The organism is Pseudomonas sp. DE0010 (assembly GCF_007680745.1).
In the GTDB taxonomy this organism is placed as follows: domain Bacteria; phylum Pseudomonadota; class Gammaproteobacteria; order Pseudomonadales; family Pseudomonadaceae; genus Aquipseudomonas; species Aquipseudomonas parafulva_B.
Genome location: NZ_VEJQ01000001.1, coordinates 75,228 through 96,565, shown reverse-complemented (window position 1 = coordinate 96,565; position 21,338 = coordinate 75,228). Strand labels below are relative to the sequence as shown.

Annotated in this window: 20 protein-coding genes; 9 read left to right on the top strand and 11 right to left on the bottom strand. The window is 62.3% G+C overall.

Annotation, left to right across the window (positions count from 1 at the left end):
- The first annotated feature begins 57 nt into the window (after nucleotides 1-57).
- Both FS767_RS00465 and FS767_RS00460 read left to right on the top strand, forming a co-directional pair.
- A complete protein-coding gene (locus tag FS767_RS00465; RefSeq protein ID WP_144963812.1) occupies nucleotides 58-1,704 on the top strand; it encodes a GMC family oxidoreductase in 1,647 nt (548 codons plus the stop codon).
- A 93-nt stretch (nucleotides 1,705-1,797) separates the two neighbouring features.
- Nucleotides 1,798-3,417, top strand: a complete 1,620-nt coding sequence (locus FS767_RS00460) for an MFS transporter (RefSeq protein ID WP_144963810.1) — start codon at nucleotides 1,798-1,800, stop codon at nucleotides 3,415-3,417.
- Between the two features lie 179 nt (nucleotides 3,418-3,596).
- On the opposite strand, the gene FS767_RS00455 is transcribed toward FS767_RS00460, so the two are convergent.
- Genes FS767_RS00455 through glyQ form a run of 4 tightly spaced genes read right to left on the bottom strand, consistent with a single transcriptional unit; the run spans nucleotide 3,597 to nucleotide 7,956 of the window.
- Nucleotides 3,597-4,379, bottom strand: coding sequence for a 1-acyl-sn-glycerol-3-phosphate acyltransferase (locus FS767_RS00455; protein WP_144963808.1), 783 nt, complete (start codon nucleotides 4,377-4,379; stop codon nucleotides 3,597-3,599).
- Between the two features lie 47 nt (nucleotides 4,380-4,426).
- Complete coding sequence (gene gmhB, locus FS767_RS00450; RefSeq protein ID WP_144963806.1) at nucleotides 4,427-4,954, bottom strand: D-glycero-beta-D-manno-heptose 1,7-bisphosphate 7-phosphatase; 528 nt, start codon at nucleotides 4,952-4,954, stop codon at nucleotides 4,427-4,429.
- A 3-nt stretch (nucleotides 4,955-4,957) separates the two neighbouring features.
- Nucleotides 4,958-7,012, bottom strand: a complete 2,055-nt coding sequence (gene glyS / locus FS767_RS00445) for a glycine--tRNA ligase subunit beta (RefSeq protein ID WP_058602700.1) — start codon at nucleotides 7,010-7,012, stop codon at nucleotides 4,958-4,960.
- Complete coding sequence (gene glyQ, locus FS767_RS00440; protein ID WP_144963804.1) at nucleotides 7,009-7,956, bottom strand: glycine--tRNA ligase subunit alpha; 948 nt, start codon at nucleotides 7,954-7,956, stop codon at nucleotides 7,009-7,011. The genes glyS and glyQ overlap by 4 nt, the downstream gene beginning before the upstream one ends.
- A gap of 83 nt (nucleotides 7,957-8,039) precedes the next feature.
- Between glyQ and FS767_RS00435 the strand changes: the two genes are divergently transcribed.
- On the top strand, nucleotides 8,040-8,591 hold the full coding sequence (locus FS767_RS00435) for a DNA-3-methyladenine glycosylase I (protein WP_144963802.1): 552 nt from the start codon (nucleotides 8,040-8,042) through the stop codon (nucleotides 8,589-8,591).
- 41 nt (nucleotides 8,592-8,632) lie between these two features.
- Nucleotides 8,633-9,520 carry a lysophospholipid acyltransferase gene (locus FS767_RS00430; RefSeq protein ID WP_027913290.1) on the top strand — a complete coding sequence of 296 codons (888 nt, stop codon included), beginning with the start codon at nucleotides 8,633-8,635 and terminating at the stop codon, nucleotides 9,518-9,520.
- A 55-nt stretch (nucleotides 9,521-9,575) separates the two neighbouring features.
- On the opposite strand, the gene FS767_RS00425 is transcribed toward FS767_RS00430, so the two are convergent.
- Genes FS767_RS00425 through def form a run of 5 tightly spaced genes read right to left on the bottom strand, consistent with a single transcriptional unit; the run spans nucleotide 9,576 to nucleotide 14,093 of the window.
- Complete coding sequence (locus tag FS767_RS00425; RefSeq protein WP_058602698.1) at nucleotides 9,576-9,884, bottom strand: tetratricopeptide repeat protein; 309 nt, start codon at nucleotides 9,882-9,884, stop codon at nucleotides 9,576-9,578.
- Between the two features lie 10 nt (nucleotides 9,885-9,894).
- Nucleotides 9,895-11,268 carry a Trk system potassium transporter TrkA gene (trkA, locus tag FS767_RS00420; RefSeq protein WP_058602697.1) on the bottom strand — a complete coding sequence of 458 codons (1,374 nt, stop codon included), beginning with the start codon at nucleotides 11,266-11,268 and terminating at the stop codon, nucleotides 9,895-9,897.
- 19 nt (nucleotides 11,269-11,287) lie between these two features.
- Nucleotides 11,288-12,598 carry a 16S rRNA (cytosine(967)-C(5))-methyltransferase RsmB gene (gene rsmB / locus FS767_RS00415; RefSeq protein WP_144963800.1) on the bottom strand — a complete coding sequence of 437 codons (1,311 nt, stop codon included), beginning with the start codon at nucleotides 12,596-12,598 and terminating at the stop codon, nucleotides 11,288-11,290.
- Nucleotides 12,595-13,527 carry a methionyl-tRNA formyltransferase gene (fmt, locus tag FS767_RS00410; RefSeq protein ID WP_144963798.1) on the bottom strand — a complete coding sequence of 311 codons (933 nt, stop codon included), beginning with the start codon at nucleotides 13,525-13,527 and terminating at the stop codon, nucleotides 12,595-12,597. Before fmt ends, rsmB begins: the two co-directional genes overlap by 4 nt.
- Before the next feature lie 59 nt (nucleotides 13,528-13,586).
- Nucleotides 13,587-14,093 (bottom strand): peptide deformylase, encoded by a 507-nt coding sequence (gene def, locus FS767_RS00405; RefSeq protein WP_023532616.1) that lies wholly within the window; start codon nucleotides 14,091-14,093, stop codon nucleotides 13,587-13,589.
- Nucleotides 14,094-14,300: 207 nt separating this feature from the next.
- On the opposite strand from def, the gene dprA reads away from it, so the two are divergent.
- The 3 genes from dprA (at nucleotide 14,301) to FS767_RS00390 (ending at nucleotide 16,678) form a co-directional block, all read left to right on the top strand.
- A complete protein-coding gene (dprA, locus tag FS767_RS00400; protein WP_144963796.1) occupies nucleotides 14,301-15,398 on the top strand; it encodes a DNA-processing protein DprA in 1,098 nt (365 codons plus the stop codon).
- Between the two features lie 41 nt (nucleotides 15,399-15,439).
- A complete protein-coding gene (locus FS767_RS00395) occupies nucleotides 15,440-15,997 on the top strand; it encodes an L-threonylcarbamoyladenylate synthase (protein ID WP_144963794.1) in 558 nt (185 codons plus the stop codon).
- Between the two features lie 375 nt (nucleotides 15,998-16,372).
- Nucleotides 16,373-16,678 (top strand): hypothetical protein, encoded by a 306-nt coding sequence (locus tag FS767_RS00390; RefSeq protein WP_144963792.1) that lies wholly within the window; start codon nucleotides 16,373-16,375, stop codon nucleotides 16,676-16,678.
- 132 nt (nucleotides 16,679-16,810) lie between these two features.
- On the opposite strand, the gene FS767_RS00385 is transcribed toward FS767_RS00390, so the two are convergent.
- Entirely contained in the window at nucleotides 16,811-17,788 is a 978-nt protein-coding gene (locus tag FS767_RS00385) for an NADPH:quinone reductase (RefSeq protein ID WP_144963790.1), read from the bottom strand.
- Nucleotides 17,789-17,922: 134 nt separating this feature from the next.
- On the opposite strand from FS767_RS00385, the gene hemF reads away from it, so the two are divergent.
- Together hemF and aroE are read left to right on the top strand one after the other, a co-directional pair.
- Complete coding sequence (gene hemF, locus FS767_RS00380; protein WP_144963788.1) at nucleotides 17,923-18,834, top strand: oxygen-dependent coproporphyrinogen oxidase; 912 nt, start codon at nucleotides 17,923-17,925, stop codon at nucleotides 18,832-18,834.
- A gap of 25 nt (nucleotides 18,835-18,859) precedes the next feature.
- Nucleotides 18,860-19,684 (top strand): shikimate dehydrogenase, encoded by an 825-nt coding sequence (gene aroE / locus FS767_RS00375; protein WP_144963786.1) that lies wholly within the window; start codon nucleotides 18,860-18,862, stop codon nucleotides 19,682-19,684.
- 39 nt (nucleotides 19,685-19,723) lie between these two features.
- Here aroE and FS767_RS00370 read toward each other — a convergent pair whose 3' ends face one another.
- Nucleotides 19,724-21,289 carry a SulP family inorganic anion transporter gene (locus FS767_RS00370; RefSeq protein WP_144963784.1) on the bottom strand — a complete coding sequence of 522 codons (1,566 nt, stop codon included), beginning with the start codon at nucleotides 21,287-21,289 and terminating at the stop codon, nucleotides 19,724-19,726.
- Nucleotides 21,290-21,338 lie beyond the last annotated feature (49 nt).

Below are 21,338 nucleotides of genomic sequence, written 5' to 3'. Positions count from 1 at the left end.
GAAATTACTCACTAAGCTGGTTGGGGACAAGAACAAAAACAGGCCCTGAGGTCCTCTATGTCATCAGTCGATTCTGCCTACGACTATGTGATCGTGGGTGCCGGCCCCGCTGGCTGCTTGCTGGCAAACCGGTTGTCTGCCGACCCGTCATGCCGGGTGCTGCTGCTCGAAGCCGGTGGGCGGGATAACTACCCTTGGATTCACGTGCCGGTGGGCTACCTGTACTGCATCGGTAACCCGCGCACGGACTGGTGCTTCAAGACCGAGGCCCAGCCTGGGCTGCAAGGTCGCTCACTGGGCTACCCCCGTGGCAAGGTCCTGGGCGGGTGCTCTTCGATCAATGGCATGATTTACATGCGTGGCCAGGCAGCTGACTACGATCACTGGGCTAGCCTAGGCAACCGGGGCTGGGCCTGGAAAGACGTGCTGCCGCTGTTCAAGCAAAGCGAAAGCCACCATGGCGGTGCCAGCGAACACCATGGTAGTAGCGGTGAATGGCGTGTAGAGCGCCAGCGCTACAGCTGGCCGATCCTCGACGCTTTCCGCGATGCAGCCGAGCAGACGGGTGTTACCAAGGTCGATGACTTTAATACGGGTGACAACGAAGGCTGTGGATATTTTCAGGTCAACCAGCGCAGCGGTGTTCGCTGGAACGCATCCAAAGCTTTTCTGCGCCCCATCAAACACCGCCCTAACCTGAGTGTCCTGACCGATGTGCAGGTGGACCAGGTGCTGCTCAGCAACACGCGTGCCCGCGCAGTTAAAGCCTATTGGCAGGGCAGCTGGCACGAGTTCTCGGCGCGACGAGAGATTGTGCTGTGTGCAGGTGCAGTAGGCTCGCCCGGCATCCTGCAACGCTCGGGCATTGGTCCACAGCAGTTGCTGGAGGGCCTGGGTATCGGGGTACGCCATGCCGTGCCGGGTGTGGGTAGCAACCTGCAGGATCACTTGCAACTACGGCTGATCTACCAGATCGGCAACGCACGTACCCTCAACCAGATGGCCAATAGCCTGTGGGGGAAGATGGGCATGGGCCTGCGCTACCTGTACGATCGCAGCGGTCCGCTGGCCATGGCCCCGAGCCAGCTGGGCGCCTTCGTGCGCTCGAGCCCCGACCAGGCCACTGCGAACTTGCAGTACCACGTGCAGCCTCTGTCACTGGAGCGTTTTGGCGAGCCGTTGCATCAGTTTCCAGCCTTCACGGCTTCGGTGTGCAATTTGCGGCCACTGAGCCGTGGACGTATCGATATTCGCAGTGCAGACATGCACAGCGCGCCCTTGATCGACCCCAATTACCTCAGCGACCCCCAGGACCTGCGCGTCGCCGCCGACGCCATTCGTCTCACCCGGCGCATTGTGCAGGCCCCTGCCCTGGCCGCCTTTGCGCCCAAGGAATATCTGCCAGGGCCTGCCCTGCAGACCGAAGAACAGCTGCACGAAGCGGCGGGCAAGATAGGCACGACGATCTTCCATCCCGTAGGGACCTGCCGCATGGGCAATGGCCCCATGGATGTGGTCGATGACCAGCTTCGTGTCCATGGCATCCCAGGCCTTCGCGTGGCAGACGCATCGATCATGCCCCAGATCACGTCGGGCAATACCTGTTCACCTACCCTGATGATCGCCGAGAAGGCGGCGCAGCTTATTTTGAAAGGAGCAGCCACTACGACCTTCCTCAACCAGGATGCAGTACCAACACCCTGACCGGGTGTGCAATACGACAGCGCGTAGTCGGACGCTGTCGGCAGTGGAACAACAAGAATAATCACTGTGGCCTGCGGGCCGAGGACAGCAACGATGTCGGATTACATCCAAGAGCAGGATGCGGCCGCCAGCCGCCCCAGTCGTCGTGAAGAACGCAAGATCATCTTCGCGTCATCGCTCGGTACGGTTTTCGAGTGGTACGACTTTTTCCTCTACGGCGCCCTGGCTGCCGTGATCAGCAAGCAGTTTTTCGCGGGCGTCAACGACACCACCGCGTTCATCTTTGCACTGATGGCCTTTGCCGCGGGCTTTCTGGTGCGACCGTTTGGCGCGCTGGTGTTCGGCCGCCTGGGGGACATGATCGGGCGCAAGTACACCTTTCTTATCACCATCGTGCTGATGGGACTGTCCACGTTCGCCGTTGGCCTTTTGCCCACCTATGCCAGCATCGGCATCGCAGCGCCGATCATCCTGGTCGTGCTGCGCATGCTGCAAGGCCTGGCGCTGGGCGGTGAGTACGGCGGTGCAGCCACCTACGTGGCCGAACATGCGCCACCTGGCAAGCGGGGGTTCCATACTGGGTTCATTCAGTCCACCGCCACCTTGGGTCTGTTGCTGTCATTGCTGGTGGTACTGGGCAGCCGTTACGTGAGTGGCGATCAGTTCGAAACCTGGGGCTGGCGGCTGCCGTTTCTGCTGTCCATCGTGCTATTGGGGATCTCGACCTGGATTCGGATGAGCATGCACGAGTCCCCGGCCTTCGTGAAAATGAAGGCGCAGGGCAAGATCAGCAAATCGCCGATCCGTGAGTCGTTTACGTCCTGGCCAAACCTGAAGGTCGTGCTCACGGCGCTGTTCAGTATCAATGCGGGTCAGGCTGTCACCTTCTATACGGCACAGTTCTACGTGCTGTTTTTCATGACCCAGATGTTGAAGATGGACCCGGCCCAGGCCAACACCCTGCTGATCATCAGCGTGGTGATCGGGGCGCCGTTTTTCGTGTTCTTTGGATGGCTGTCCGATCGGATCGGGCGCAAACCGATATTGATGCTGGGCCTGCTGTTGGCCACGGTGCTCTACTTCCCCTTGTTCAAGGCCCTTAGCTTCTACGCCAACCCACAGATCGACACCGCCAGCCGCCAGGCACCCATCGTCGTCACCGCTGACCCGAAAGGTTGCACTTTCCAGTTCGACCCTGTGGGCAAAGCCCGCTTCGATAGCCCTTGCGACAAGGTAAAGACGTTCCTGGTCAAGCAGGGCTTACCCTACAACTCGGTAAGCGTTGACGGCAGCGACGTGGTCGTGAGCATCGGCGACAAGACCATCAATGGCTATGACGAGGCGGCCATGCGCGCGGCGGTCGAGCAGGCAGGGTACCCCGCCAAGGCTGATCCGGCCCAAGTCAACAGCGTGATGGTGGTGGTGCTGATCGTGGCCATGATCCTGATCGCCACCATGACCTATGGACCGCTGGCTGCCGTGATGGTCGAGCTGTTCCCTACGCGTATCCGGTACACCTCCATGTCCTTGCCCTATCACATCGGCAATGGCTGGTTCGGCGGTTTCCTACCCACGGTATCGTTCGCATTGGTGGTCTACACCGGGGATATTTTCTACGGATTGTGGTATCCGGTACTGGTCACAGGCATCAGCCTGGTAATGGGCATCTTCTGTCTCAAAGAGACCAAGGATGTGGACATCGACAAGGTGTGATTCGCTAAACCGCAGCCACAAAAAACCGGCTCTAAAAGCCGGTTTTTTTATGCCTTGAAAAAACTTATGCACGTTTTTCCAAAAAATCAAGAAAGAACAAATATGCAGCAAATTCATAGGCTTAGCTAATTTTCGCAACAGCTAATCCATAATTTGCTCACACGTTATCCACAAGCGGCTCAGGCCTGGGCCTGCGTGCTTTCTTCGACCTGCGCAACAGAGCCCAGGGCCCGTTGGGTGGCTTCGTTCCAGGCCTGGGCGCGGTCATTGAGTTCGGCGATGGCGCGAGGGCCTGTGCCGTTGGCGTACATGGGTTCGCCGATCACCACTTCGATGGTGCCAGCGTGCTTGCCCCAGCCATTCTTCGGCCAGTACTTGCCGGCATTATGGGCAATGGGCAATACCGGTAGCCCAGCGTTTACCGCCAGCGCCGTTCCGCCTCGAGAGAACTTGCCCACCGTGCCAAAAGGTACGCGTGTGCCCTCCGGGAAAATCAGGACCCAGGTTTTCTGCTTGAGCAGTTCATCGCCTTTCTTGGCCACCTGGCGCAAGGCTTCCTTGGGGTTGTCGCGGTCGATGGCAATGGGGCGCAGCATGGCCATGGCCCAGCCAAAGAAAGGCACATACAGCAGTTCACGCTTGAGCACTTGGCTGAGCGGCGAGAAATACTGGGACAGGAAAAACGTCTCCCAGGTGCTCTGGTGATTCGACAAGATCACGCAGGGCTCGGCTGGCACGTTTTCAGCGCCGGTAATCTTGTAATCGATGCCTACGATGACGCGTGCCAGGAAAATAGCGCAGCGGCACCAGTACACATTGATGAATCTGTAGCGCTTGGGGAACGACAGAAATGGCGCAACGAAGAAGCTCAGCGAGCACCAGAGCAGCGAACTGGTACCCAGCAGCAGGTAAAAAAGAAAGACTCTGATCGCCTGCAGGATCGACATAGTGGTTCGTACCATTGCGGGACTTGCCCGCTTTTAGAAAAGTGCGCCCAAAGGCGCACCGTTTAGATAAGTGCTCTGGCGATGGCAGCCAGATCGTCATAGATCAGGGTTGAGGCCGGAACGCCCTTCTCAAGGGTACGTTCGCCTTTGCCTGTCTTTACCAGAACAGGTTGTGCATCGACGGCCAGCGCAGCCTGTAGGTCACTTTGGCTATCGCCCACGAACCAGACGCCCTCAAGGCTTGCCTGGTAATGCTCGGCGATGGCCCGCAACAGGCCCGGCTTGGGCTTGCGGCAGTCGCAGCCTTCATCGGGGCCATGCGGGCAATACACGATATACCCCACCTCACCGCCCTGCTCGGCCACCAGCATGCGCAAGCGCGCATGCATGGCCTCGAGCGTCGCGATTGGGTAATAACCACGGGCGATACCGGACTGGTTGGTGGCCACGGCCACCGTCCAGCCCGCTTTGCTCAACTGCGCGATCGCCTCGATGGCGCCAGGGATGGGCACCCATTCATCCAGCGACTTGATATAGGCGTCGGAGTCCTGGTTGATGACCCCGTCACGATCGAGAATCAGCAGTTTCAAGGCCTACCCCAGCAGCGAAATGTCGGCCACACCCAGGAACAGCCCGCGCAAACGACTGAGCAGGGCATATCGGTTGGCACGTACCTTGGCGTCCTCGGCATTGACCATCACGGCCTCGAAGAAAGCATCGACCGGGTCACGCAGTGCGGCAAGGCGCGCCAGCGACTCGCTGTACTGGCGTGCAGCAGCCATCGGTTGCACAGCCTGATCGGCTTGCTGGATGGCCGAGTACAGCGAGAACTCGTTGGCGTTGTCGAAGTACTTGGGCTCGACCTGTTCGGCGATGGCGCCTTCTGCCTTGCTCAACAGGTTCGACACGCGCTTGTTGACGGCGGCCAGTGCCTCGGCTTCGGGCAGCTTGCGGAAGGCCTGCACAGCCTGAACGCGCTGATCGAAGTCCAGTGCAGAACCCGGCTGAAGTGCGCGAACCGAAAGGTAGGTGGCGACGTCGATGCCTTCGTCTTCGTAACGAGCACGCAGCCTGTCGAAGATGAACTCCAGCACCTGGTCAGCCAGCCCGGCAGCCTTGACCTTGGCCCCGTATTGCTTGACCGCGAACTGCACGGCACCGGTCAGGTCCAGGTCCAGCTGCTTCTCGATCAGGATACGCAGCACGCCCAGTGCGGCGCGGCGCAGGGCGTACGGGTCCTTGCTACCGGTTGGCAGCATGCCGATGCCGAAGATACCCACCAGGGTATCGAGCTTGTCGGCGATGGCGACGGCAGCACCGGTCAAGGTCTGAGGCAGTTCTGCACCAGCACCGCGTGGCATGTACTGCTCGTTCAGCGCCAGCGCCACATCCTGCGGTTCATCGTCGTTGAGCGCGTAATAGTAGCCGGCTACGCCCTGCATCTCTGGGAACTCACCGACCATTTCCGTGGCCAGGTCACACTTGGACAGCAAGCCGGCACGCGCGGCCCGTTGAGCATCGCCGCCAATCAAGGGCGCAATGAATGCTGCCAGTTTCGATACCCGCTCGGCCTTGTCATAGACCGTACCCAGCTGGGCCTGGAATACCACATTCTTCAAGCGCTCGTTGAAGGTTTCCAGCGGTTGCTTCTTGTCCTGCTTGAAGAAGAACTCGGCGTCGGTCAGGCGCGGACGCACGACCTTTTCATTACCCTGCACGATCTGCTTGGGGTCGCGGCTCTCGACGTTGGCCACGGTGATGAAGCGCGGCAGCAGCTTGCCTTCGCTGTCGAGCAGGCAGAAGTACTTCTGGTTGTCCTGCATGGTGGTGATCAAGGCTTCTTGCGGCACCTCCAGGAAACGCTCTTCGAACGAGCACACCAGCGGTACCGGCCACTCGACCAGCGCGGTCACCTCGTCCAGCAACGCGGGCGGCACGATAGCGGTGCCTTCCTGCTGCATGGCCAGCTCGGCGGTGCGTTTGGCGATCAGGTCGCGACGCTCACTGAAATCGGCCAGCACGTAGGCCTTGCGCATGTCTTCAACATAGTTGGCCGGGGCGCTGATGGTGACGTTTTCCGGATGGTGGAAGCGGTGCCCGCGCGATTGGCGGCCGGCTTTCTGGGACAACAGGGTGCAGTCGACCACCTGATCGCCCAGCAGCATCACCAGCCATTGGGTCGGACGCACGAACTCTTCACGGCTTGCCGCCCAGCGCATGCGCTTGGGAATAGGCAGGTCGTTGAGCGAGTCTTCGACGATGGTCGGCAGCAGGCCTGCGGTCGCCTTGCCGGGGATGTGCTGGGAGAAGCGCAGCTTGGGGCCGCTACGGTCGATGTCGGCCAGCTCCACACCGCACTTCTTGGCAAAGCCCAGTGCAGCCTGGGTCGGCTCGCCTTCTGCGTTGAAGGCCGCTTGCAGGGGCGGGCCATCGATGTTGATGCTGCGGTCAGGCTGCTGCACATCGAGTTGACGGATCAGCACCGCCAGGCGACGCGGCGCGGCGTAGACCGATTTGCCGGTGTAGTTCAGGCCAGCAGCTTGCAGGCCTTTTTCGATACCGGCCAGGAACGCGTCGCCCAGGGTCGCAAGGGCCTTGGGTGGCAGCTCTTCGGTGCCCAGTTCTACCAGGAAATCTTGAGCACTCATTGTGCAGCCTCCAGCTTAGCCAACACTTCGTCACGCAGTTCGGGGGTCGCCATCGGGAAGCCCATGCGCGCACGGGCCTGCAGGTAGCTTTGCGCCACGTCGCGGGCCAGGGTGCGCACCCGCAGGATGTAACGCTGGCGCTCGGTCACCGAGATGGCGCGACGGGCATCGAGCAGGTTGAACGTATGGGATGCCTTGAGGACCATTTCATAGGTCGGCAATGGCAGATCCAGCTTGATCAGGCGGTTGGCTTCGCTTTCGTAGAAGTCGAACAGCTCGAACAGTTTCTCGACGTTGGCGTGCTCGAAGTTGTAGGTCGACTGCTCCACTTCGTTCTGGTGGAACACGTCGCCGTAGCTGACCTTGCCGAACGGACCATCGGCCCATACCAAGTCGTAGACCGAGTCCACGCCCTGGATATACATGGCCAGGCGCTCCAGGCCATAGGTGATTTCACCGGTCACCGGGTAGCATTCGATACCACCGACCTGCTGGAAGTAGGTGAACTGGGTCACCTCCATGCCATTGAGCCAGATTTCCCAGCCCAGGCCCCAAGCGCCGAGGGTTGGCGATTCCCAGTTGTCTTCGACGAAGCGAATGTCGTGCACCAACGGGTCCAGACCGATGGCCTTCAGCGAGCCGAGGTACAGCTCCTGGAAGTTGGCCGGGTTGGGCTTGAGCACCACCTGGAATTGATAGTAATGCTGCAGGCGGTTGGGGTTTTCGCCATACCGCCCGTCGGCAGGGCGACGGCTTGGCTGCACGTAGGCGGCGTTCCAGGTTTCTGGACCCACTGCGCGCAGGAAGGTAGCGGTGTGGAAAGTGCCGGCGCCTACTTCCATATCGTAGGGCTGAAGCACCACACAACCTTGCTCGGCCCAGTAGTTCTGCAGGGCGAGGATCAGGTCTTGGAAGGTACGCACGGCTGGCGTAGGCTGGCTCACGAAATTCACCTGTATCTGGGGATGCGGATGTAAAGAGCGGGAGTATAACCTGATTCGCCTCGCCCTCTACTCATTGGAGCCTTATGCCACGCTGCTTTTGGTGTACCGACGATCCGTTGTACCAGGCCTACCATGACCAGGAATGGGGAACGCCCCAGCGTGACCCGGCGTTGCTGTTCGAGGTGCTTTTGCTCGAAGGGTTCCAGGCAGGGCTTTCCTGGATCACCGTGCTGCGCAAGCGCGAGCGCTACCGTGAAGTGCTGGAGGGCTTCGATCCTGCGAAACTCGCGGTGATGAGCGACGAGCGCATCGAGGCGTTGATGCAGGATGCCGGCATCATCCGCAATCGGCTCAAGCTCAAGGCTGCCAGACGCAACGCCCAGGCCTGGCTGGCTGTGGATAACCCGGCCGAGTGGTTATGGTCGTTCGTCGGCGGCGCCCCGAAGATCAACCATTTCAGCACGCGCAGCGAAGTCCCGGCCGTGACCGAAGAAGCCCAAGCCATGAGCAAGGCGTTGCGCAAGGCCGGCTTCACCTTCGTCGGCCCGACCATCTGCTATGCCTTCATGCAGGCGACCGGCATGGTCATGGACCACACCACCGACTGTGATCGCTACGCCGCCTTGTCCCACTGAAGGGTTACAATGCCCGTCTTGCTGAAATAAGGAACTCGCCTGTGGAAAAGTTCAAGGGCGCCCTGATGGTCGGGGTGCTGCGACTGTTCGCCAAGTTGCCTTGGGGTGCGGTGCAACGCGTCGGGGCCGGCATCGGCTGGCTGATGTGGAAAATACCCAATGGCTCGCGCAACGTGGTGCGCATCAACCTGGCCAAATGCTTCCCCGAGATGGACCCGGTTGCCCGCGAGCAGTTGGTTGGCCAGGCACTGCGGGACATTGGCAAATCCTTCGTCGAAAGCGCCTGCGCCTGGATCTGGCCCCCACACCGTTCGCTGGAACTGGTCAAGGAGGTGCATGGGCTGGAGGTGCTGGAGCAGGCCCTGGCGTCAGGAAAGGGGGTTGTGGGTATCACCAGTCATTTGGGCAATTGGGAAGTGCTGAACCACTTCTATTGCAACCAATGCAAGCCGATCATTTTCTACCGCCCACCCAAGCTCAAGGCGGTGGACGACCTGCTGCGCGAGCAGCGTGTGCAGATGGGCAACCGCGTGGCACCTTCGACCAAGGAAGGCATCCTCAGCGTGATCAAGGAAGTTCGGCGCGGTGGCCAGGTCGGCATCCCGGCCGACCCCGAGCCGGCCGAATCGGCGGGTGTATTCGTTCCCTTCCTGGGCACTGAGGCGCTGACCAGCAAGTTCGTGCCGAACATGCTGGCTGGCGGCAAGGCAGTCGGGGTTTTCCTGCATGCCCTGCGTCTGCCTGATGGCTCAGGCTTCAAGGTGTTTCTGGAAGCCGCGCCGGAGGCGATGTACAGCACCGACGTGAACGAATCGGCGGCCGCGATGAGCAAGGTGGTCGAGCGCTATGTGCGCGAGTATCCCAGCCAGTACATGTGGAGCATGAAGCGCTTCAAGAAGCGTCCGGCAGGTGAGGCGCGCTGGTATTGAGGCGCGCATCGCCGGCAGCGGCTGTCTGGCAGCCGATGCGTCGGCGCTAGCGAGCTCAGCGTTTGTCGAGTTTCTTGAGAAACACCGTCATCTCTTTCTCGGCCTGCTTGTCACCATGGGCCTGCGCCGCCGCGATGCCGTCTTCCCAGGCCTTGCGCGCCGCTGGCAGGTCCGCCAGCAATTGGTAGGCCTTGCCTAACAGCTTCCAGGCTGCCGAGTACTTGGGGTCCTGCTCGACACAGCGAGCCAGGTGCACTGCAGCCTGCGCACCATTGCCTTCGTCGAGCCAAGCCTTGCCCAGGCCAAAGCGCAACAATGGGTTATCCACACCCTTGGCCAGCATGTTTTCCAACGATTGGCGCATGTCCCGCCTCCTAGAAGAAACTCAAGCCGACGTGGAACAGCTTCTCCACATCCCGAATGTGTTTCTTGTCCACAACGAACAGGATCACATGGTCACCTGATTCGATGACTGTCGTGTCGTGCGCGATGAGCACACTGTCGTGGCGAATGATGGCACCGATGGTCGTCCCTGGGGGCAGGGTTATGTCCTCGATTGCCTTGCCCACCACCTTGCTCGACTTCGCATCACCGTGGGCCACCGCCTCGATGGCTTCGGCTGCACCACGACGCAGCGAATGCACGCTCACGATATCGCCACGGCGCACATGCGCCAGCAAGGTGCCGATGGTGGCCAATTGCGGGCTGATGGCGATGTCGATTTCACCCCCCTGCACCAGGTCTACATAGGCCGGGTTGTTGATGATCGTCATGACCTTGCGTGCACCCAGGCGCTTGGCCAGCAGGGACGACATGATGTTGGCTTCGTCATCGTTGGTCAGGGCCAGGAAGATATCGGTGTCGGCGATGTTTTCTTCCAGCATCAGGTCCTTGTCCGATGCGCTGCCCTGTAGCACCACGGTACTGTCCAACGTATCGGACAGGTAGCGGCAGCGTGCCGGGTTCATCTCGATGATTTTCACCTGGTAGCGGCTTTCGATAGCTTCGGCCAGGCGCTCGCCTATCTGCCCGCCGCCAGCGATGACGACACGCTTGTTGGTTTCATCGATGCGGCGCAGCTCGCCCATGACCGCCCGGATGTCCTTTTTGGCGGCGATGAAGAACACCTCGTCATCGGCCTCGATCACCGTGTCACCGCGCGGTGTGATCGAGCGGTCACGGCGGAAGATCGCCGCCACCCGGGTTTCCACATGGGGCATGTGCGCGCGTATCTGGCGCAGCTGCTGGCCGACCAGCGGGCCGCCGTAGTACGCCTTAACGGCCACCAACTGCGCCTTGCCTTGGGCGAAATCGATGACCTGCAACGAACCGGGCTGTTCGATCAGGCGCTTGATGTAGTGGGTGACGACCTGTTCTGGGCTGATCAGCACATCGACCGGGATGTGGTCGTTGTCGAACAGTTCTTCGCGGGTCAGGTAGGCCGACTCGCGCACCCGGGCGATTTTTGTCGGTGTGTGGAACAGCGAGTAGGCCACCTGGCACGCGACCATGTTGGTCTCGTCGCTGTTGGTGACGGCAACCAGCATGTCGGCGTCCTCGGCGCCTGCCTGTCGCAACACCGTAGGCAGCGACCCACGCCCCTGCACGGTGCGGATATCCAGGCGATCACCCAGGTCGCGCAGGCGGTCGCCATCGGTGTCGACCACGGTGATGTCGTTGGCCTCGCTGGCCAGGTGCTCTGCAAGCGTTCCGCCCACCTGGCCGGCGCCCAGGATGATGATCTTCATCCGCTACTCCCCAGTATGCTCAACCGCGCGAGGCGGCAATCTTGATCAGCTTGGCATAGTAGAAACCGTCGTGGCCGCCTTCCTGGGCCAACAACTGGCGCCCATGCGTCTGGCGCAGGCCCGCTTCGGTGGCCAGGTCCAGCTCGCGTGCGCCTGGCGTGCGCGCCAGGAACGCGCCGATCACCTCGGTATTTTCGGTCGGCAGGCTGGAGCAGGTGGCGTACAGCAGCATGCCGCCCACTTCCAGTGTCGGCCACAGGGCATCGAGCAACTCGCCCTGCAAGGCCGCCAGCGGCGCGATGTCTTCGGCCTGGCGGGTGAGCTTGATGTCTGGATGACGACGGATGACGCCAGTGGCCGAGCAAGGCGCGTCCAGCAGGATGCGCTGGAACGGTTTGCCGTCCCACCAGCTGGCCGTGTCGCGGGCATCGCAGGCGATCAGTTCGGCGTCGAGCCTCAGGCGGTCGAGGTTTTCGCGCACGCGCACCAGGCGCTTGGCTTCAAGGTCGATGGCCACCACGTGAGAGAGCCCGGCTTCGGCCTCCAGCACATGGCAGGTCTTGCCTCCCGGGGCGCAGCATGCGTCGAGCACGCGTTGACCGGGCGCCAGCTCCAGCAGGTCGGCGGCCAGTTGCGCGGCTTCGTCCTGGACGCTGATCCAGCCCTCGGCAAAGCCTGGGAGGCCACGAACATCCCGCGGCTCGGCCAGCACGATACCGTCACGGCTATACGCGCAGGCGTGGGCCTGGACGCCTGCATCGGCGAGCAGCTTAAGGTAGCCGTCGCGGCTGTGATGGCGGCGGTTGACGCGCAGGATCATCGGCGGGTGCGCATTGTTGGCGGCGCAGATGGCTTCCCACTGATCCGGCCAGAAGGCCTTGAGCGCCTTTTGCAGCCAGCGTGGATGGGCGGTGCGCACTACCGGGTCGCGCTCCATGTCGGCCAGCATGGCTTCGCCGTCGCGCTGTGCACGGCGCAGCACCGCGTTCAGCAGCCCCTTGGCCCAGGGTTTTTTCAGCTTGTCGGCGCAACCCACGGTTTCACCAATGGCGGCATGAGCCGGGATGCGGGTATAGAACAACTGGTACAAGCCAATCAGCAACAACGCCTGCACATCGGCATCGGCGGCCTTGAAGGGCTTTTGCAACAGCTGCGCTGCCAGCAGGTCCAGGCGCGGCTGCCAACGGGCGGTACCAAAGGCCAGGTCTTGGGTCAGCCCGCGGTCACGGTCCTCGACCTTGTCCAGTTGCGCGGGCAGGGAGCTGTTGAGAGAGGCCTTGCCGCTGAGCACAGCGGCAAGGGCACGGGCGGCAGCCAGGCGTGGGTTCATTGGCCGAGCACCTTGCCTGGCGTGAATTTCTCTTTGCGGCTGTTGAACAGGTCAGCGAAGGCCATGGCTTTGCCACCCGGCAATTGCAGGCGGGTCAGGCTGAGCGCCTGCTCGCCGCAAGCAACCACCAGGCCGTCTTTGCTTGCCGCCAGGATTTCACCAGGTGCGCCCTGCCCTGCGGCCAGGCACGCACCCAGCACCTTCACGGTTTCCCCGTCGAGCGTGCTGTGGCAAATCGGCCAAGGGTTGAATGCCCGAATCAGGCGCTCCAGCTGTTCCGCTGGCAGGGACCAGTCCAGACGCGCTTCGTCCTTGTTCAGCTTGTGCGCATAGGTAGCCAGGGCGTCGTTCTGCGTCTCGCCGTGCAAGGTGCCATCGGCCAGCCCGGCGATGGCCTGGATGACGGCCGCCGGCCCCATTTGCGCCAGGCGATCGTGCAGGCTGCCGCCGGTATCAATGGCGCCGATCGGGGTGACGACCTTGAGCAGCATGGGGCCGGTGTCCAGGCCCGCTTCCATGCGCATGACGGTCACGCCGCTTTCGGCATCGCCCGCCTGCACTGCCCGCTGAATCGGGGCCGCCCCGCGCCAGCGTGGCAGCAGGGACGCATGGCTGTTGATGCAGCCAAGGCGCGGGATGTCCAGTACCGCCTGGGGCAGGATCAGGCCGTAGGCAACCACGACCATCAGGTCGGGTGCCAAGGCTGCCAATTGTGCCTGGGCCTCGGCATTGCGCAGGCTTGGCGGCTGCATCACCGGGATGTCATGGGCCACGGCCAGCGCCTTGACCGCGCTGGGCATCAGCTTCTGACCGCGGCCTGCCGGGCGATCGGGCTGGGTGTAGACGGCCACGACTTCGTACGGGCTGTCGAGCAGGGCCTTGAGGTGTTCGGCGGCAAACTCGGGAGTGCCTGCAAAGACGATGCGCATGGTGTTCTCGCTGCAAAAAGAAAAAGGCTTGCCGGAGCAAGCCTTCTGGAAGGTGGGAATCAGGCTTGCTGGCGGTGCTGTTTTTCCAGCTTCTTCTTGATTCGATCCCGCTTGAGCTGTGACAGGTAGTCGACGAACAGCTTGCCATTGAGGTGATCGAACTCGTGCTGCACGCACACCGCCAGCAGGCCTTCGCATTCCAGCTCGAACGGTGTGCCGTCACGATCCTGGGCCTTGACCCTCACGCGCAGGGGCCGATCGACGTTCTCGTAGAAGCCCGGCACTGACAGGCAACCTTCCTGGTACTGGCCCATGTCATCGGTCAGTTCCTCGACCGACGGGTTGATGAAGACGCGAGGTTCGCTGCGGTCTTCGCTGAGGTCCATCACCACGACTTGCTGGTGCACGTTGACCTGGGTCGCAGCCAGGCCGATGCCAGGGGCTTCGTACATGGTTTCAAACATGTCGTCGATCAGCTGGCGCAGGGCGTCGTCGAACGCCGTCACCGGTTTGGCGATGGTGCGCAGGCGCGGGTCCGGGAATTCGAGAATGTTCAAAATGGCCATAAGGTCAGGCAGTCACTGTGCGTTTGGTTGAAAACTGAACACACATAATAAAGGGAAACGCGGACTTCGGCACCTGGCAACCTCGTCTAGGGTGACTATTGGCGTGATAGCCCCCAGCCAATGGACAGCTTTTCAAAGTGTTACTCACAGAGTTATCCACAGGTTGCGCAGCCTGAATCAACCGTTTCGCATCAAGGATGATTGCCGATGTCTGATTGCTCCTTATCTACTTGCCCGCCTGCAGAACTGGAGGCGCGGTTGCGCCTGCATTGCCTTCCCGAGACCGGCTTGCGCCGCTTTTCTACCCTGATCCAGGCCTTTGGAAGTGCCTCATCGGCGCTCAGTGCCCCCGGTTCTGCCTGGCGCGCACTGGGCATTCCCCATGCCAGTATCGATGCAAGGCGCAGCCCTCAAGTGCGGGATGCGGCCAGTGCTGCAATGCGCTGGCTAGAGCGTCCGGGCCAGCAATTGCTGATGTGGGACAGCCCAGACTACCCTGCGCTGCTCGCCGAAATCGACGATGCACCGCCGCTGCTGTTCGTGGCGGGGAACGCATCGCTGCTCAGCCGTCCACAGCTGGCGATCGTGGGCAGCCGCCGCGCAACGCCGCCGGCGGTGGACACGGCTGGCGCGTTTGCCAGGTATCTTGCCCAGGCAGGTTTCGTCGTCACCAGCGGCCTGGCGGTAGGCATCGATGGTGCCGCTCACCGTGCTGCGCTGCAGGCTGGCGGGGCCACGATAGGCGTACTGGGCACAGGGCTTGAAAAACTTTATCCACAGCGGCACAAGGCGTTGGCCCAGGCGATGATCGACAACGGCAGTGCACTGGTGTCGGAGTACCCGCTCGACGCCGGGCCGCTGCCTGGTAACTTTCCCCGGCGCAACCGCATCATCAGCGGTCTTTCGTTGGGCGTGCTGGTGGTCGAGGCCAGCCTGGCCAGTGGCTCATTGATCACGGCCCGGCTCGCCGCCGAGCAGGGCCGTGAGGTCTATGCGATTCCCGGCTCCATTCATCACCCCGGCGCCAAGGGCTGTCACCAGCTGATCCGCGACGGCGCCCTGCTTGTCGAAAGCGTCGAGCAGATACTCGAAACCCTGCAAGGCTGGCAGAACCTGCCTCCGGCAGCTGCAGACACCTTCGAGCACCCACTGCTGGCGCTGCTGCACGCTGCACCGCAGACCACCGAAAGCCTGGCCCATTGCAGTGAGCAGCCGCTGGCAGAGGTACTGGCGCAGCTCACCGAACTGGAGCTCGCTGGCCGGGTCAGCAATCAAGCGGGGCGTTGGTTTGCCCGCCCGGGCTGAGTAAACTGCGCCTAGGCAACATTCCCAGTGGAGAAACATCAATGGTGAGCAGTTTTCGTGTGCAACAAGCCGCACGTGAGATCCGGGCAGGCGCAGTGATCGCCTACCCGACGGAGGCGGTCTGGGGCCTGGGCTGCGACCCGTGGAACGAGGACGCGGTCTATCGGCTGCTGGCACTGAAGTCGCGACCTGTGGATAAGGGGTTGATCCTGGTCGCCGACAACATCCGCCAGTTCGACTTCCTGTTCGAAGACTTCCCTGAAGACTGGATCGACCGGATGGCCAGCACCTGGCCTGGGCCCAACACCTGGCTGGTGCCGCATCAGGATCTGCTACCTGAATGGGTGACCGGGCTGCACGACACCGTAGCGCTTCGCGTCAGCGACCACCCCGTGGTGCGCGACCTGTGCGCGTTGGTCGGGCCGCTGATCTCCACGTCATGCAACCCTGGCGGGCGCCCTGCGGCGAAGACCCGGCTGCGGGTGGAGCAGTACTTCCATGGACAACTGGATCTGGTGCTGGGTGGGGCGTTGGGCGGGCGGAAGAACCCGAGTTTGATTCGCAATCTGGCTACCGGTGAAGTGGTGCGGCCGGGTTGATGCAACTGCGGGCCATGCTGCCGACAAGGCTTGGGCCGAGCGCCTGAGCCACTCCCCTCATGACCACTTGGTTTTTTCTGATTTTTGCCAAGGCGGTTGTTTGATATTCGGTTTGGGAAATATCCTACGAGCCGCGTCCCCTGCCATCACCTTTTCAGTAGGAACCGCTGCCCGTAGGCTTCAGCTGTCGCCAAATACCTTGGCGATCGGGTGTGGTAACCCGGATGTACCTGGGGCGTCACAGCTATGGCAGCTGTGCGCGGGAGGCGTCATGCCTGCCGGGAGCGCTCCAGCCCGGTTTACCACCTCGCGTACAGCTGCCGCCTTAACCGTGTGGTAACGGCTTGGCGCCAGCTTCATCATCTGGAGCAAGCCATGAAAAAAATCGTACCTGATCCACCCCTTCCTTCTACTTCCGCCCACCCATTCGGCCGCTGCGACGCGGGTCACGAGCCGCTGTTTGCAGTCAACCCGAACATTTCCGCCGAGGACGCTCTGGTCCACGTAGCCCTGTACCTGCGTAGCGCCTACGAAACCGGCTACAAAGCCCTGGATTACATGCGAGAAGAAGGCCGTGGCATGTTCTGGTCGAACCTGCATGCGATTGAAATGGCAGAAGGCGTAGTCGAGGCCATCCTGGATGGCATCGAGTCGACTCCGCCGTCGCAGAAGAAGGTGTGAGGGCTGACAGGTGTTCGCCTTTAGGTTTTTTAGCGCCTGTGAGATCGAGCGCCGCCTGCGCGGCGCTCGATCTTCGCAACACTACAAAAACCAAGGCAAGCACCTGGTCGCCATAACGCTACCTTCTGCCAATCAAGGCAACAAAACAGTGGACCCCACAGTTCGCCGCGCCGACAGCTCGCTCTGGGCCTTGGCCGCTTCGCTGAGCGGGTAGCGCTGCTGGATATCCACCGTCACTTTGCCGCTGGCAATCATGGCGAAGAGGTCATCAGCCATGGCCTGGGTGTTCTCGGCGTTGTTGGCATAAGTCGCCAGGGTCGGCCGCGTGACGTACAGCGAGCCCTTCTGCGCCAGAATCCCCAGGTTCACCCCACTCACCGCACCCGAGGCATTGCCGAAGCTCACCATCAACCCCCGCGCTTGCAGGCAATCGAGCGACGTCAGCCAGGTGTCGGCGCCCACCCCGTCATACACGACTGGGCATTTCTTGCCGTCGGTCAGCTCCAGCACCCGTTTGGCGACATCCTCCTGGCTGTAGTCGATGGTGGCCCAGGCGCCCAAGGCCTTGGCCCGCTCGGCTTTTTCGGAAGAGCTCACGGTACCGATGAGCTTGGCACCCAGCGCCTTTGCCCACTGGCACGCCAGCGAACCCACACCGCCTGCGGCCGCATGGAACAGGATTACATCGCCAGGCTGCACAGCGTAGGTTTGCTTGAGCAGGTACTGCACGGTCAGGCCCTTGAGCATGACGGCGGCAGCCTGCTCGAAGCTGATGGCCTCTGGCAGCTTGACCAGGTTGGCCTCAGGCAGCGTGTGCACCTCGCCGTAGGCGCCCAATGGGCCCCCGCCATACGCCACGCGGTCGCCGACCTTCAATCGGGACACGCCAGGGCCCACGGCCTCGACCACCCCTGCCCCTTCGGTACCCAGGCCCGAAGGCAGGGATGGCGGCGCGTACAAACCGCTGCGGAAATAGGTATCGATGAAGTTCAGGCCCACAGCGTGGTTGCGCACGCGCACTTGCTGAGGCCCAGGGTCAGCGGGCTCGAAGTCCACCCACTGCAGCACTTCGGGGCCGCCGTGCTGGCTGAACTGGATACGCTTGGCCATCTCGTACTCCTGGATTCGGGATCGGGAAAGGGGCCTCTATCGGACGCCTTTGCTTGACTGCCGTCAACTGCGGGGCGCTGGCAGGCGGTGTTATGCTACGCGCCACTTGTTTCCTGCCCGCTCCTGGTGACCCGATGATTAGCCGCACCGAGGCTGTGAAAGCCTATCTGCTCGACTTGCAAGACCGCATCTGCTCAGCCCTGGAACGCGAAGACGGCGGCGCCCGCTTCGTCGAGGACGCCTGGGTGCGCGAAGCGGGTGGCGGGGGCCGTACGCGGGTGATCGGCGAAGGCACCGTCATCGAGAAAGGCGGGGTGAATTTCTCCCATGTGTTCGGCACCGGGTTGCCGCCTTCAGCCAGCGCCCATCGGCCGGAGTTGGCTGGGCGCGGTTTCCAGGCGCTCGGGGTGTCGCTGGTGATCCACCCGCATAACCCCCACGTGCCTACTTCCCACGCCAACGTGCGGTTTTTCATTGCCGAGAAGGAAGGCGAAGAGCCGGTCTGGTGGTTCGGCGGTGGCTTCGACCTGACGCCGTATTACGGTGTGGAGGAAGACTGCGTGCACTGGCATCGAATCGCGGAACAGGCGTGCGCGCCCTTTGGCGCCGATGTGTACCCACGCTACAAGGCCTGGTGCGACCGGTATTTCCACCTCAAGCACCGGGGCGAGCCCCGTGGCATCGGTGGGCTGTTCTTCGATGACCTGAACGAGTGGGACTTCGATACCTGCTTCGCCTTCATCCGCGCCATCGGCGATGCCTATATCGACGCGTACCTGCCCATCGTGCAGCGCCGCAAGGGTACGCCCTATACCCCACAGCAACGGGAATTCCAGGAGTTTCGCCGGGGCCGCTACGTCGAGTTCAATCTGGTCTATGACCGTGGCACGCTATTCGGGCTGCAGTCTGGCGGGCGCACCGAGTCCATCCTCATGTCGCTGCCACCGCAGGTACGCTGGGGCTACGACTGGAAACCCGCGCCAGGCAGCGAAGAGGCGCGGCTGACCGAGTACTTCCTGCAAGACCGTGACTGGCTCGGCCAGTAAGCCTGTAACCATTCAAGGAGCCGTCATGGACCAGTACGTCGTTTTTGGCAACCCGATCGGCCACAGCAAGTCGCCGCTGATTCATCGCCTGTTCGCCGAACAGACCGGCCAGGACCTGGAGTACGCCACGCTGCTGGCGCCGCTGGACGACTTCAGCGACTGCGCGCGCGGCTTCTTCAAGCAAGGCAGCGGTGCCAACGTGACCGTGCCATTCAAGGAAGAAGCCTATCGCCTGTGCGATAGCCTTACCCCGCGCGCGCATCGCGCAGGGGCGGTGAACACGCTCAGCAAGCTGGCCGACGGTACCTTGCAGGGTGACAACACCGACGGTGCGGGGCTGGTCCGTGACCTGACCGTCAATGCCGGTGTGGAACTGGCAGGTAAACGCATCCTTGTCCTCGGTGCCGGCGGCGCCGTGCGCGGGGTGCTGGAGCCGCTGCTGGCGCACAACCCGCAGTCGCTGGTGATCGCCAACCGCACGGTGGAGAAGGCCGAACGCCTGGCCGAGGCGTTCGATGAACTGGGGCCGGTGGTGGCCAGCGGGTTCGCCTGGTTGCAAGAGCCGGTGGACGTGATCATCAATGCAACCTCGGCCAGCCTGGCCGGTGAGCTGCCACCGATTGCCAGCAGCCTGATCGAACCCGGTCGCACGGTGTGCTACGACATGATGTATGGCAAGGCGCCAACGCCGTTCTGCCAGTGGGCCACCCAACATGGCGCTGCCAAGGTGCTGGACGGTCTGGGGATGCTGGCCGAACAAGCCGCCGAAGCTTTCTATGTGTGGCGCGGTGTGCGGCCGGACACTGCTCCGGTTCTCGCTGAACTGCGCCGCCAGCTGGCGCGGGGCTGACAGCAAGCTGGGCGCCTGAGCGGCGCTTCGTGTGGCTACTCAGTCCTCGAACCGGATTGGGCAACGCGCCGGGCCTTCGAGCTTGTGCAGTTCTTCGATCACCTGTGGCCTGGCGCCGCGCAAGGTCAGGCTGCCGTCCATTCGCTGCAGCCGCCTCGCCTCGCGGTGCAGCATGTCCACCCCTGAATAGTCGATGAAGTTTACCTGCCGCGCATCCATGACCACCTGCGGGCCCTGGCAGCGCTGCAGGCGTACTTGCAGGTAATGCGCGGCACCGAAGAAGATCGAGCCGCCTACACGCAAGATGTCCGCATCGCCTTCGCGGCTCTGGTGGATGCGCGGGCGCGAGGTGCGCTTGAGGTAGAAGAACAGGGAAACCAGCACACCGGCATAGATGGCCGTCTGCAATTCCAGGAGCAAGGTGGCCGCTGCCGTCAGCGCCATGACCACGAACTCGGCACGGCTCACACGCAGCAATGCGCCGATGGCCTTGCGATCAACCAGCCCCCAGCAAATCAACAGAATGCTGCCGGCCATCGCCGGAATCGGCAGGTGCGCGATCAGGCCGGCACCGGCGACGGCGAACACCGCTACCCATAGCGCCGAGAACACCCCGGCCATGGGTGAGCGCGCCCCTGCGTCGTAGCTCAGGCCCGATCGGGTGAACGAGCCCGATGAGAGGTAGCCGGAAAAGCACGCACCGACGATGTTGGAGAGCCCTTGGGCACGTATTTCCTGGTCGGCGTCAATCAGTTGCTCGGAGCGCGCAGACAACGAACGGGCGATGGACAAGCTGGTCACCAGCCCCAGCATGCCAACGGCCACGGCGCTGGGGAGCAGGCGCAGTATCAGGTCCATGTCCAGCAGCGGCACGGCACTCAGAGGTGGTAGGCGCCCCTCGAACGCCGGTACTCGCGGAACGTGCTCGAATACGCCGGGCAGCAGCCACGCCAGCAGGCTGACGGCCAACAGACTTATCAACAGGCTGGGCCAGCGAGGGCGCCATAGTTTCAGCGCCATGCCCACTGCCACGGTAAGCGCCCCCAGTATCAAGGACGGCACGTCCGTTTCGCTGGCATGGCTGGCCAAGTCCTGAGCCGTCTTCAAGGCGGTGGCCTGGCTGGGCAAATCCAGCCCGAGCAGGTTGGGCAGCTGCCCCAGCGCGATGACCACGGCAGCCCCAAGGGTGAAGCCGATCACTACCGAATGCGAGACGAAATTGACCAAGGCCCCAAAACGCAGAAGCCCCAGCAGCAACTGGAAGACACCGCCCAGAAAGGTCAGCAGCAGCACAAGGGTGATGTAGTCATCGCTTCCTGCTACTGCCAACGGGCTGACACTGGCGTAAAGCACGATGGAAATCGCCGCCGTCGGTCCGCAGATCAGGTGCCAGGAGGACCCCCACAGGCAGGCGATCAGCACCGGGACGATGGCTGCATACAGCCCATATTCCGCTGGCAGGCCGGCGATCAGGGCATAGGCGATGGATTGCGGGAGCGCAAGGATGGCGCCGCTCAAACCCACCAGCAGGTCCTGACGCAAGCTGCGGGGCGTCTGGCGCGGTAGCCAGGCTAGAAAGGGCAGCAGGCGTATGAGGCGATGCATAGGGTGGTCAAAATCCCCAGGATGTGTCTGTTCTGGAGAGGTGATCTGT